Below are 13,372 nucleotides of genomic sequence, written 5' to 3'. Positions count from 1 at the left end.
TCGGCTGCTCGACTATGACGAGTCGGTCTCGCCGGCGTTGCGCTGGAAGGGTTGTTCGCCCGCGCTCCTGCAAACCGCCCTAGGCCTGCGGAGCTTCTCTTTTGCCGACCCTTCCCCGGGAGGCAGTCAACCTAGAAACAAAGCCCTTTCAGGAGCTCACCGGACCACCGGCAGTTCTTCGAGCAAGAAGAAGAAACCCGGTGAGCCCGAGTTTTCAGCGCGCGAGGGCGATCCTCGCTCAAGTCCGGCCACCACCGGGTCACGTGGAGCGCAACCTGAATCCCACCCACTCCGAGTCCCAGCCGTTTTCGCTGGTGACTGATTTCCGGTCTGGCATTTTCCGGGAAGCTCAGCCTTCATACCCATCCGAACACCGGCGCGAGGGGACCATTCGTCCACTCTCAGCCCATTCGCCTAAGTCCATGAACATTTTTTACCTTCAGATCAGAGTCATGCTGGTCCTTGCCTTTGCGTCGATGGGGGCCGGGGCTGCGACTGTTCTTACGTTTGCGGGGAGCGGCGTGAAGGGTTTCTCGGGCGATGGTGGACCAGCGGGAGCCGCGCAGCTGAACAATCCGTTCGGCATCGCTCGCGGACCCGACGGATACCTCTACATCTGCGATGTCGACAACCACCGGATCCGGCGGGTTGCCCCGGACGGCACCATCTCCACCTATGCCGGGAGCGGGAACCGCGGCTATCGAGGGGATGGCGGCCCCGCAACCAATGCATTTTTGAACGAACCCTATGAGTTGGCTTGGGACAAGTCCGGTCATTTACATTTCATCGAGCGATTGAACCATTTGGTCCGCCGCGTGGATGCGAAGACCGGTGTGATTTCCACAGTGGCTGGCCTGGGAACTCCGGGGTTTGCGGGGGATGGTGGGTCGGCCCTCCAAGCGCAGTTCAATCAGCCTCACAGTCTGGCCTTTGATGGTGCGGGTGATCTGTTTGTGTGTGATGTTCTCAATCACCGAATTCGCAGAATCGACCTCACGAGCGGCCACATCTCAACCTGGTCGGGGAACGGAGACAAGCGCACGGCGCAGGATGGTTCGCCGGTCACGGGATCCGCGTTGCATGGCCCAAGAGCGTTGATCTTCGGTCCAGACGGCCGAGGCTGGCTGGCTCTGCGCGAAGGGAATACCCTGCTGGTGCTGGATCCGAAGGCCAATACGTTGAAACGCATGGCGGGCATGGGTGTTTCTGGCTTTACGGGAAATGGCGGACCAGCGCGGGAGGCGAGCTTGGCCGGTCCAAAAGGGGTCGCACTGGATGCGATTGGCAATGTGTACCTGGCCGACACCGAGTCGCATTCCATCCGCTACCTTTCCCGCGAAAGCGCCACCTTGGAGGTGCTCGTTGGAAACGGGTTGAAGGGTGACGGTCCCGACGGAGATAACCCACGCGGATGTCGCCTGGCGCGACCTCATGGCATTTTCGTGGACAAGGATGGTGCGATCTACATCGGGGACAGCGAGAATCATCGCGTTCGGGTTTGGCGGAAGTAATCGCACCTCATGAGAGTGATTGCCTCCAGGTAAGGAGATTCCGACTCCGTCGAGGGATCGAAAGCGGCAGAGGGCTGCCGCACTCCATATGTCCCACACCCTTGCCGCCTTTCGATAAACCGAGAATCGCTGCTCTCGACTTCATGGGTGCCATACGGCATGCTAACCCCATTCTATGGCTAAAGAATCCAAACGCTACTGGCTCACCTTCGACTCCAAAGGGGTTCGACGTCCGCTCATCTGGGAAATGAGCAAGAAGTTTGACGTCGTCTTCGATATCCGTAGCGCCACTGTCACTCCGCTGCTCGGCATCATGGCGATCGAGCTCTCCGGCGACGGGGACGTCATCGCAGCCACGGTCAAGTGGCTGAAGCGTCGTGGAGTTCAGGTGGACCCGATCTGAGCCGAATCTCGTGCGCGTTCGGGGAACGTTCTCAGCCAACGGCGGGCAGCAGCTGGAACTATGAAGCAGCTTAAATCCTCCCTCGGCGATTTGCGACGGTTGTTCACCCGCACCATCACGCTGCGGGATATCGCCGAGCCGTTGGTCTCCTTTGATCATACTCAGCTCGCTGGGGAGGTTCGGACCTTTATGGAACAGCGGGAGTTCGATGTGGTGGGAGTTCGGGAACACGGCGTCGTCACGGGTCTGGTGCTTCGTCCCGATTTAGTGGGACGTCTGGTGGGAGAACACCAACGTCCTTTTGGTGCCGCGGACGTGCTCCCGGATACCGATGCTCTGCACTCCGCCTTCGCAGCCCTGCGTGATCGCCGCTACTTTTTTGTCACGGTCCTCGGTCACGTGGGCGGCATCGTGACTCGTGGAGATCTGCAGAAAGCCCCGGTGCGTTTGTGGCTGTTCGGATTGGTCTCCCTGCTGGAGATGCAGATGCTTCGCGTGGTCCGGGAACGTTTCCCCGGGGATAGTTGGGATTCGTTGTTAACCAGTGATCGTCGAGAAGGGGCGAACCGCCTCTTTTCCGAGCGTCAGCGTCGCAACGAAGCAAGCGATTTGTCCGACTGCCTTCAGCTGGGGGACAAAGCGACGATTCTGATGAAAGACCCCGAGTTGTTTGCGATGAGCGGCTTCGCTTCGAAGCGCGCTCTGGAGACCTTCTTTAAGGAAGTGGGGATGGTTCGCAACGCGTTGGCCCACGCCAATGATATCCTATCCGGCCGATGGCCCGCCTTGGTGGATCTCGTGGGCCAGCTCGAGTCGCTTCTCGAACGTCTGGAGCGAGGCGTGCTAGTTCCGACGCCCGCGTTGCCGACGGGCGAGAGTTCAACCGGGTCTTAAAGCCTTCCGGTCAAAACTAGCACGAGGAGGATGATCACCACGAGACCGAGGCCTCCGCTCGGGCCGTAGCCCCAGTTTTTACTATGCCCCCAGGAAGGCAGCGCGCCGATGAGCATGAGGACGAGCACAATGAGGAGGATGGTTCCGATAGACATATTATTTTTAGTAGGAGTTTCGATCACTCGGCTCAGGGTCTGCTCCACGGAGCGCCGACGGGTCGGAAGCGAGCGCCGGTTGGTGATCCGGTGCCGTTGTTCACCCCGACCTTCCACACCCTAGCTTCAAAGGAGGACGCGCCACCATGGGGTGTTACCCTACCGCTTGGATCTGAGTTTTAACAACTCCAGGACACCCAGCGGAATAGCTCCGATCACGAGCAACCCGAACGCGTCCATCAGTGGCATGTAGCCGGTGTTGAGAATCTTTCCCACGACCGCGCTGTGCTGGCTGAGCACTTGCAGGCCCAGGGAAATGACAACCACCGCAATGAGGTTGATATTGCTGAAGAATGGAATCCTCCAGATGGGCTCAGTTTCGCTCCGTGCCCCAAAGGCTCGCAATAGTTCTGCGAAGACCAGAACGGTGAAGGCGGACGAACGCGCGGTCTCCGTGGTCCCTGTGCGAAGCCCATAGAGAAAGACGGCGAAGGTAACTCCCGCTGTTAAAAGTCCCGTGAGAAGCATGGTGCGCACGAACTTTGGATTGGCAATGCGTTCGTTTCTCCGGCGCGGCTGGCGCTTCATAAGATCGGCTTCGATTGGATCCGTGGCCAGGCAGAGCGCGGGCAATCCATCGGTCACTAGATTGATCCACAGGAGGTGGATGGGCAGCAGGGGGATGGGCATTCCAAGCACCAGGCACAAGGTCATCAGCAGCAGCTCCGCAGTGTTGCCAGCCAAGAGGTACTGGAGGGTCTTGCGAATATTATCATAGATGCCTCTCCCTTGTTCGATGGCGGCCACAATGGTGGAGAAGTTGTCGTCGGTGAGGATCATGTCCGCCGCCTGGCGGGTGACCTCGGTTCCGGATTTTCCCATGGCGATGCCAATGTCGGCTCCCTTGATGGCCGGCGCATCGTTCACTCCGTCGCCCGTCATCGCGACCACCGCCTCCCTGGCTTGCCATGCCCGCACGATCCGCAGCTTGTGCTCGGCCGTGACCCGTGCGTACACGGCAATGTCGGCTGCCTGCTTTCTCAGTTGAGCCTCCGTGAGTTTTTCCAGCTCGGCACCAGTGAGGGTGTGTCCTGCCGGCGACGCGATGCCGATCTCGCGGGCGATGGCGGACGCCGTCTCGGGATGGTCACCTGTAATCATCACGACCCGGATGCCTGCCGCCTGACACTTGGCCACCGCAACACTGGCTTCAGGGCGAGGAGGGTCGTACATACCAGACAGCCCGACGAAGACGAGATCGTGTTCTGCCTCCTCCGGATTCATTGCTGGCGCGGGAGTAACAGCCAAGTCGCGATAGGCGGAGGCGAGTACACGCAGGGCTTGTTTGGCCATGCGCGAAGTCTGGGCCAGGATGTGGGCGCGATCCTCGTCCGTCATGGAGCGGACACCGGTTGAGGTGTAGACCTGGGTGCAGAGGCCGACCAGCGGGCCGGGAGCGCCATTGGCAAAAAGTCGGCAAGTGCCATCCGGCATCCGGCGGGTGATCGAACTTCGTTTGCGATCGGAATCAAAGGGAAGCTCGCCGAGCTTCGGCCATTCTCTCTCAATTTGCTCCCGGTTGGCGCCAGCCTTGATGCCTGCGCTCAGCAAAGCTCCCTCGGTCGGATCACCCATCAGGCTCCAGACTCCATCCTTTTGCTGTAACTGTGAATAGTTGCCTGCCACGAGTCCCTCGCCTAGCTGGAGCAATGGGACGTGGTCGGCGGTTGCCGTCGGTTTTCCCTGAAACAGCACCTGGCCTTGGGGGCTGTATCCTTCGCCTTTAACCTCGTAGTGACGGCCTGACACATAGAGCGCCCGGACGGTCATCTGGCCGAGCGTCAGGGTCCCGGTCTTGTCGGTGCAGATGACGGTGGTGCAGCCCAGCGTCTCCACCGCAGTTAATCGTCGGACCAGCGCGTGAGAGCGTGCCATCCGCGACACCCCGAGCGCCAGTGCCACCGTCACCACGGCCGGCAACCCTTCGGGAACCGCAGCCACCGCCAGGCTGATCGCGTTAAGCAAGAGATCCAGCGGCTTGGTGCCCCGCATCAGGCCCAGTCCGAACAGCAGGCCGATGATCCCCAGCGTCGACCAGACTAACACCTTCGCGAGGGAGTTGAGTCTCTGCTGAAGTGGGGTTTTCTCCTCGCCCCCCGTCTCCGTCAGCAACCCGGCAATGCGACCAAGCTCGGTGTTCATCGCCGTGGCGACCACGACAGCCTTGCCTCTGCCACCAGCGACGCTCGTTCCCATGAAGACCATATTGGAGCTGTCCCCCAATGGCACTAGGTCGCTCTTCAGCACGTCGGAATGCTTGGTGACTGCTTCCGCCTCGCCCGTGAGGGTGGACTCGACGCATTTGAGAGAAGAGGTCTCCAGCAGCCGGGCGTCGGCCGGTACCCAATCACCGGCCTCGAGTGCCAGGATATCCCCGATGACGATCGCGGTGGCCGCGATCAGTTGCGGCTGACCGTCTCGTTGCACGTTCGCTCGCGGAGCGGTTAACTGACGGAGCGCGGCTATCGATTGCTCGGCACGATACTCTTGGTAGTAGCCGATGGCCGCATTGAGAATCACGATGGCCAGGATGGCGAGTGCATCTATCTTCTGCCCCATGAAACCTGAAACGATCCCTGCCACGATGAGGATCCAGACCAGCAGGCTGTTGAACTGGCTCGCGAAGATCCTCCAGCGGCTGATGTGCTTACGCTCGATGAGCTGATTGGGACCGTTGTTAAGCAGGCGCGTCGCCGCCTCGGCACTGGAAAGGCCCGCGGGGGTGCTGCCAAGGGTTCGAAGAATGGCCTCCCCGGTTTGAACCCGCCATGAGTCGCGAGGCGAGGTCGTCCCTTTAACGTGGGGCCGGGGTTTGGGGCGAGGGGCGGTGGTTTTCACCGGGAAGCCTGGCGAGAGATTTCAGGCTCGGCGTTCGCTATCGATGGTCCGCCTATGTCGAGGTCGTGCCATGGATCCATGAGCTTCGGACTGGGTTGTCCACCTGGCCTACCCTGGGTTTCCCAAGCTAGGGCGCTCACAAGGAACTCTTGCCCCATTTCCAATCCCGAATCTCAGGCAGGTCCTGACCCTGTTTGGCAATGTACTGCCGGTGCTCGGCGAGCTTGCGGACCAGCCGCCCTTTCAGGAGACGGCCACGATCCGCGGTCTCGGGGAGTCGATCCATCGTGTCCATCACCAGGTGATAGCGGTCGAGTTCGTTGAGCACCGTCATGTCGAAGGGAGTGGTGATGGTGCCCTCCTCTTTGTAGCCGCGCACATGGATGTTGTGATGGTTGGTGCGACGATAGGTGAGTCGATGGATTAACCAGGGATAGGCGTGGAAGGCGAAGATCACGGGCTTGTTCTTCGTGAAGAGTTCGTCGAACTCCTGATCCGGCATTCCGTGGGGATGCTCACGCTCCGGCTGAAGTCGCATCAGGTCAACGACGTTGACGACGCGGATCTTGAGTTCCGGTAAATGCTCGCGAAGGATGGAAACAGCCGCCAGCGTCTCTAGGGTCGGGACATCGCCGCAACAGGCCATCACCACATCGGGTTCGCCGCCGTCATCATTGCTGGCCCACTTCCAGATCCCGATGCCCGCGGTGCAATGCTCCACGGCCGCCTCCATGGACAGCCATTGGGGGGACGGGTGCTTGCCTGCCACGACGACATTCACGTAATGCCGGCTGCGAAGGCAGTGATCCATGACCGATAGGAGACAATTTGCATCCGGAGGAAGATAGACTCTGACGACTTCGGCCTTCTTGTTCACGACATGATCGATGAACCCTGGGTCTTGGTGGGTAAATCCGTTGTGATCCTGTCTCCACACATGCGAGGCCAGGAGGTAGTTCAACGACGCGATCTTTCGACGCCAGGGCAGCTGGGAGGTCACCTTGAGCCACTTCGCGTGCTGGTTGAACATGGAGTCAATGATGTGGATGAATGCCTCGTAGCAGTTGAAAAGGCCATGGCGCCCCGTCAGCAAGTAGCCCTCCAGCCACCCCTCGCATTGATGTTCGCTCAGCATCGAGTCCAGAACTCGGCCCTCGCGTGCCAGGAATTCGTCCGTCGGCAGGGTCGGACTTTCCCATTGGCGGTTCGTTTCTTCGAACAGAGCTTCCAAACCGTTGGATAGAGTTTCATCGGGCCCGAACACGCGGAAATTGCGCGCTTCACGGTTACACTTGGCGACATCCCTGAGGAAAGGCCCCAGCACATGAACGTCTCCGCAGCCAGGGACGCCCGGCTCGGGCACCGGCGCTGCGTAGTCGCGGAAGTCCGGAAGCCGGAGGTCGCGAAGTAGTATCCCGCCGTTGGCGTGAGGGTTGGCGCCCATGCGCCGTTCTCCCAACGGGGCCAGCTCGGCCAGTTCGGGACGGAGTCGGCCGGAGCCATCGAAAAGTTCCTCCGGACGATAGCTCCTCAGCCAAGACTCCAGCAGTTGAAGGTGCTCCGGATGCCCGGCGGGATTGGACAGCGGAACCTGATGGGCTCGGAAGGTTCCTTCGATCGGCCGTCCATCCACTACTTTCGGCCCGGTCCAGCCCTTGGGGGAGTCCAGCACGATCATGGGCCAGCACGCGCGGGCCCGCTCTCCCTCGACCCTTGCCGCATGCTGAATGCGCTTAATCTCCTCGATCACGGTCTCGAGTGTCGTGGCCATATCCTGATGCATGGCCCTGGGGTCGTGCCCCTGAACAAAGTGAGGCATCCATCCATAGCCGCGCAACAACTGGACCAGCTCTTGCCTGGGTATCCGGGCTAGCAGGCTGGGGTTGGCAATCTTATACCCATTCAAATGGAGGATGGGCAGGACGACTCCGTCCGTCACCGGATTGAGAAATTTGTTGGAATGCCACGCCGTCGCCAGCGGGCCGGTCTCGGCTTCACCATCGCCAACGACACAGGCCACAATCAGGCTGGGGTTGTCGAAGACCGCGCCGAATGAGTGGCTCAGTGAATACCCCAGTTCGCCACCCTCATGAATGGATCCCGGACATTCCGGAGAGGCGTGACTCGGGATTCCGCCGGGGAAGGAGAACTGCAGGAAGAGCTTTTGGAGTCCCGACTCGTCCTGCGTGACGTGGGGATAGATCTCACTGTAACTGCCTTCCAGGTAAGTGTTGCTGACCACCGCCGGGCCTCCGTGGCCCGGTCCCGACACGTAGATCATGTTGAGGTCGTGGTCCTTGATGACACGGTTCAGATGGACGTAGATGAAGTTCTGTCCCGGTGTCGTACCCCAGTGGCCGAGCAGCATGCGCTTCACGTCCGCCAACACCAAGGGCCTTCGGAGCAGAGGGTTGTCGTAGAGATAGATCTGCCCGACGGACAAATAGTTCGCGGCCCGCCAATAAGCATCCATTCGCTCCAGAAGCTCCGGCCTCAGGGTATAGCTAGTGTTCATGTCTCGGACATCGTTGAAAAGCCCGCCCTGCGCCGGAGGATTTAACTGCCCAAACTATTGGCCGACGACTTCGACGGTCAGTGCGGTAGTAGCCGGCTTTCCGACCTCTGGCGTGCCGGTGATCGTGATGTGATACTCGCCGAGCGCTACTTCGCGCGACACCACCAGCTGGACCTGGGCCTCGGCCTTGTCGCTGCCTTTGACCAGAACAGATTTAGGCAGCACCACCAGACCGTCCGTCTTAATGTCGAGCTGAACGTCGCGTTTGAAGTCGGCGCCGCGGTTCAGCACGATGGTCATGGGAGTCTCAGTTCCTTGCTTGAGTGTTTTGTTGGCCGGGACCGCGATGCTGAACTGTTCGTCCAGTGTCACCACACCCCCTTGGGAGCTGACGCTTTTCGTCTGGCAACCGGTCACAGTCAGGAGGACCAGCGACAAGATCCCGGCAGCCAGGGCCGGGATCTTGGGGAGGGTGCTTGAGGGGGTGAAAGCCGTGAGATTTGTATTCTTCATCCCCTAGTGTATAAGCGTCACCCTCGACTCTTGCTATGGGGTATAACCCCACCCTCGGCGCAGTTCTCGCTCATTCGCTGACGCCCCTGCGCTCGGACTTTAAGTGCGGGGATGTGGGGGCTCTGCCCAGGCGGAGTTGATAACTGGGTTGTGCGTTGTTGATCGGAAATCATTTGGGAGCTTGGGAGTGGGCTTCCACGAACCAGAGCCACTTGTCGATGCCTCGGGACACCTCGGTAAACAGATCCGCAGTATCGGCATCCTCAAGTTCATCGGCCTCGTTGATCGTGGTTCGAGCCTCCTGCCCAAACGTGGACAAGGCTCGGGCGACGGCCTCCACATGGGCCATGCCATCCGCGATGGTAAGGGGATATTCGGGAAGGCGGGATCGGGCGGCGGCCACGCGTACAGTTCCTTCGGCGACTCCCCCGAGTTGCACGATTCTCTCCGCGATCAGGTCCACGTACGACTCAATTGCTTCATCGATTTGATCAAAGAGTTCGTGCAGACCGATGAAGCTGGGCCCCTTCACATTCCAATGGGCTTGCTTCATCTGCATTTGGAGATCCACCGCGGAAGCCAGCCGGAGGTTCAGAAGAAGGTTCAATTCCGAGCGTCGCGGGAGCGAGATGTCGTTCTCGGTGGCGTACATCTTGGGCATTTCCGTGGAGGTCGTGAGGCGGTTTTTCATGGATGGTTTTCGTTCTGTGGCTGAGGTAAATCTCGCCACATCAACAACGCTACGTGACGCTGCGCATCCCTGGCTATGGGGTGATCACCCCCCCTCTCTTGGTTGTAATTAATCCCGGGCGAGGCTTGGGGGGCGGATAGACTCCGTCGAGCTCACGAGTCTTATGAAGCTTTTTGCCATTGGTCTCTCGACCCCCGTGGGAGTCCTAGAGATGAGCCGGGCGATCGAAGATCCCCGGAATGGATCCCCTGAAAACCAAGAGCATCGCGCAGCGATGCCACATCTTGGACAGGGGACATATTGCCCACGGACCACGCGGACCACACGGATCTGAAGAGGGACTGTAGGGGACGACGTCAGTCTTCAGGACCGCAGGGGGAATTTACCGCCCCCGAGGAGTTCCCTACAGTCCCGATTGTAGGAGCCGAGGTAACGAGGCTGGGTTCACTGGGAGGCCGTCGGCCTGCGAGAACCACCCCGACTCCGAGCCGGGGTGGGCCAACTCAGTCTGACTACTTAGAGTCCGTCAGTGCGAAGCATTGCAGCTCACGTCCGTCGCGCACATAGATGCGGCCACGAGCGTAGGCGGGATGCGACCAGGTTTTGCCGCACACTTGGACCTGTCCGAGGCTTTCAAACTTCTCTGGTGACGCTGCCAGAAGCGATAGTTGGCCGGCTTCGTTGAGGGTGATGAGTTTGTCGCCCACCGCTATGGTCGCCACAAAATCCGTTTTGGCACCCTTGCCGAAACCAGGTTGAGACCATCGGATCGCGCCCGTGTCCGGGTTAATGCAGAGATAGTCAGTGGTTCCGCCGAATCCAAATAGCGAGCTGCCAGATCGAGTTGGAGTCGATAGATTGACTTTGAGTTCACGGTTCAGCCAGAGCTGCTTTACCGTCAGGGATTCTGTTGACTTCACTACCTGAACGCAGACCATCCCGTAACTGTGCGAGGCGACCACGACCCGGTCGTCGCCCAGGACCACTGGTGTGAGCGCATGCCGCTTGGCCGCTGTCTTGATGGGAAACCGCCACAGCAGCCTGCCGGTCTCCACCTGAATCCCGACCAGAGAATCTGCCGTAAGCGCCACGAGCTGCCGGATCCCTGCCAAGGTCGAGATGACCGGGCTGGAATAGGCGGTCTCCTCGCTCATCGACTTCCAGAGAACCGTGCCAGTGCGCTTGTCAAAGCACACGAAGGTCGCCCCATTGGTGCTGCCCACCGGTACGAGGATGCGGTCGCCATCAATGACCGCCGATCCATTGTGCCCCCGTCGAATGGCGGCTCCCTCCAGAACTTTTGTGCCCACGAAGATGACCCCGAAGTCTTTTTCAAAGTGCGTGCGCCACCGGGTCGAGAGGTCGCTCAGGTTCAGGCAGCGAAACTCGCCCATGCAGGACTGGACATACACCCGGTCTCCGTCGAGAACGGGTGTTGAGCGAGGTCCTCGGCCCCATTCATCGCCGAACCCTTCGGCAAAGGAAGTCTGGCGAAGTACCTTTCCGTTGGATGCCGAGACGATGTGAACGGTCTCCTGTCCCGACTGCTCATCCAGATAGACCAGGGTATCTCCGGCTACAACCGGAGCCGCTAGCCCAGGGCCGACCGGAAGTCGCCAGAGGGGTTTGAGGTCTGCGCTCAGGCTTGCGGGTGGGGCTTCCCCTGCGACCTGGCCATCACGTTGAACTCCTCGCCACTGCGGCCAGTCCGCTGCCCCGCATCGGCTTGAGACGAGGCAAAGAAGGAAACCCAGCAGGCAGACCAGCGGGCTGGCTGAATGAGATCGCGGGAATAGGTTCATGAACTGCATCTTGATACGCCCATCTCCCGATCGATGTCACAACAAATCTGTTGCTGTAGCGTGGGCTGGAGAATCGTTCGAGGACAACCACACCACAGTGCTTACTTTCCATCGTGCTTCCCGGACCCGCAGAGGTCACCGACATTAGCCGGGCGATCGTAGATCCCCGGGGAAAGCGTTTTCGGTTAGGGCACCCCGCCGGGCGTGCCAGCTCGTTCTTCCCGATAGTCTCACACAGGGTCCGCAGAGGTCACCGAGAAGGAAGGGGTGAGCCGTCCTGCTCCGTCGACGGGTCGATCCACGTTCAGCCGAAAAGTCGGTTCCACAGCGGAGCCCGCGGAAGGTAGCGTAACGTGGCCGCCTGTCTAAACTCGGACAGCAGCTTTCGGCGGGCGGCGAATCCGAACGCCAGACTCACCGCGAGGCTAATGAATAGCCACAGAAAGATCGCCTCCCCGTAATGAGCTCTCTCGGTAAGGGTCGCGATCAGGAACAGGACTGCACCCCAGATGATCCAGGGTGTCCACAGGATCCGCATCATGGTGGCCGAGTTGGCCCGGTTCGCATTGGCTGTGGTCAGGCTTTGCCAGAGGCCGACGTGGAACACCGCCCATAGATCGGTGAGGAGGACGAGCAGGCTGGCAATCCACGTTACCCACCACAACCCCCTTTCGCCCATCATGTCGGGATGACGCAGCCCTGCTCCCAGGAAACAGAGGGCAAGAACGATAGCGAAAACCACGGGGCCCAAGAATTGGCGGCGCAGCGCCTGGAATTGTCCCTCAATCACGTCCGCAACCTCCAGAGGGGTGGAGAGGAGCAGCTCCAAGGCCCCCGTGCGCCGATCCTCGGCGAGCTGAAGGCACGTCTCACTCACCAGCCAGCCCTTCAGAATCGAGTTCAGGAGGAAGGCGGTGATGATGTAGGTGGTCGGCTCCAGCCAATAGCCGTCATACTTCACCCACCCCAGAATCCAACCGGATCCTGCCAGAGCGATGGTTGCCCACACCAAGGCGGGCTTAATGCGCGAACGCGCTGCCAGCCAATAGAAGGCATTGACCTCCAGTAGTCGCGTGCGATGTCTGGCTCTCTGCACGGAGTTGCCCAACGACCACTGGACCCATCTCGCGCCGAACCTCCATCCTGAGCTCGCTGGCGGCTTGTCCTGCCAGGAGTTTCGCACAATGAAGCCCGCACTGATGAGGAAAAGCCAGCCGCACACATGAGTAATCAGCAACGAAACCGCGAAGGCTGCCTCATGGCTGGGATAGTTTGCGGCAAAGGCATAAAAGTAAGCGGCACCCGGGCTGGGCAGTATCAACGCGTAAGGCGGCTGACTCCAATTGTAGTAGGCTCCGAGAATTCCCCCGATCAAGGGGAGCACCGCCGCGAAGAACAGGACGATCCCCGTGCACAAGCCGGCCGAGTGGCGCTCGTGAGTTGTCACGGCTGAGGCGATCATGCCCGCCGATAGGGAAAAAAACATCGTGTTCAACAGCACGAGTGCGACACGCCAGAATTCACCCGCCGTGACGCCCCCCATCAAGAGCGGCAGGGCGAGCGTCGGGAGCGTGGCCATCAACGCGTAGAGCGAATGCATGGAACCCGCGACAAACTTTCCTGCCACCACATCATAGCCCCGAAGATCCGTGAGGAACAGGAGTCCCAGCGTGCCGTCGCGTTTCTCCTCGCTGAGGCTGTCCGAGGTGCTGCGCGCTCCGGCGATGAGGCAGAACAGTCCGGCCACGGTCGTGAGTGACCAGAAAATCATGGTGCCGATCCCCGCGGCTGCCTGTTGCCCTGATGTCACGTAGACGATCGCTCCGATCGCGATGGCGGCGAAGGCCGCCCCGCTCCGCATCCAATGAGTTCCCGCTCGCCGCGAAGCGACGCGCAGTTCCCGTTCGACGATGGGTAGGAAGGTCATCAGGATCCCGGGGTTGAGTTCGAAAGAATCGCCTGCCCCCCGTTGATTGGCAGGCGAAGGCGA

General features: G+C 60.2%; 10 protein-coding genes. 3 read left to right on the top strand and 7 right to left on the bottom strand.

Annotation, left to right across the window (positions count from 1 at the left end):
• The first annotated feature begins 422 nt into the window (after positions 1–422).
• The 3 genes from JNN07_11905 to JNN07_11895 all read left to right on the top strand — a co-directional run bounded on the left by JNN07_11905 (position 423) and on the right by JNN07_11895 (position 2,808).
• Positions 423–1,511 carry a hypothetical protein gene (locus JNN07_11905; protein MBL9168437.1) on the top strand — a complete coding sequence of 363 codons (1,089 nt, stop codon included), beginning with the start codon at positions 423–425 and terminating at the stop codon, positions 1,509–1,511.
• A 175-nt stretch (positions 1,512–1,686) separates the two neighbouring features.
• Entirely contained in the window at positions 1,687–1,914 is a 228-nt protein-coding gene (locus tag JNN07_11900; GenBank protein MBL9168436.1) for an NIL domain-containing protein, read from the top strand.
• Between the two features lie 60 nt (positions 1,915–1,974).
• Positions 1,975–2,808, top strand: coding sequence for a hypothetical protein (locus JNN07_11895; protein ID MBL9168435.1), 834 nt, complete (start codon positions 1,975–1,977; stop codon positions 2,806–2,808).
• Here the strand turns inward: JNN07_11895 and JNN07_11890 are convergent.
• The 7 genes from JNN07_11890 to JNN07_11860 all read right to left on the bottom strand — a co-directional run bounded on the left by JNN07_11890 (position 2,805) and on the right by JNN07_11860 (position 13,309).
• On the bottom strand, positions 2,805–2,963 hold the full coding sequence (locus JNN07_11890; protein ID MBL9168434.1) for a DUF3309 domain-containing protein: 159 nt from the start codon (positions 2,961–2,963) through the stop codon (positions 2,805–2,807). The two genes, JNN07_11895 and JNN07_11890, sit on opposite strands and share 4 nt — an antisense overlap.
• Positions 2,964–3,122: 159 nt before the next feature.
• The gene (locus tag JNN07_11885; GenBank protein MBL9168433.1) at positions 3,123–5,861 is read right to left on the bottom strand and encodes a cation-translocating P-type ATPase; all 2,739 of its coding nucleotides are present in this window, start codon (positions 5,859–5,861) and stop codon (positions 3,123–3,125) included.
• A gap of 136 nt (positions 5,862–5,997) precedes the next feature.
• On the bottom strand, positions 5,998–8,376 hold the full coding sequence (locus tag JNN07_11880) for a phosphoketolase family protein (protein MBL9168432.1): 2,379 nt from the start codon (positions 8,374–8,376) through the stop codon (positions 5,998–6,000).
• A 54-nt stretch (positions 8,377–8,430) separates the two neighbouring features.
• Positions 8,431–8,889, bottom strand: coding sequence for a hypothetical protein (locus JNN07_11875; GenBank protein MBL9168431.1), 459 nt, complete (start codon positions 8,887–8,889; stop codon positions 8,431–8,433).
• A gap of 169 nt (positions 8,890–9,058) precedes the next feature.
• Entirely contained in the window at positions 9,059–9,580 is a 522-nt protein-coding gene (gene dps, locus JNN07_11870; protein ID MBL9168430.1) for a DNA starvation/stationary phase protection protein Dps, read from the bottom strand.
• Positions 9,581–10,092: 512 nt separating this feature from the next.
• Positions 10,093–11,382 (bottom strand): PQQ-binding-like beta-propeller repeat protein, encoded by a 1,290-nt coding sequence (locus JNN07_11865; GenBank protein MBL9168429.1) that lies wholly within the window; start codon positions 11,380–11,382, stop codon positions 10,093–10,095.
• 304 nt (positions 11,383–11,686) lie between these two features.
• The gene (locus JNN07_11860; protein ID MBL9168428.1) at positions 11,687–13,309 is read right to left on the bottom strand and encodes an ABC transporter permease subunit; all 1,623 of its coding nucleotides are present in this window, start codon (positions 13,307–13,309) and stop codon (positions 11,687–11,689) included.
• Between the last annotated feature and the right edge of the window lie 63 nt (positions 13,310–13,372).

This window comes from Verrucomicrobiales bacterium (assembly GCA_016793885.1).
Taxonomy (GTDB): domain Bacteria; phylum Verrucomicrobiota; class Verrucomicrobiia; order Limisphaerales; family UBA11320; genus UBA11320.
Note: the sequence above shows the minus strand (reverse complement) of the source record. Positions and strands in the feature narration are given on the sequence as shown.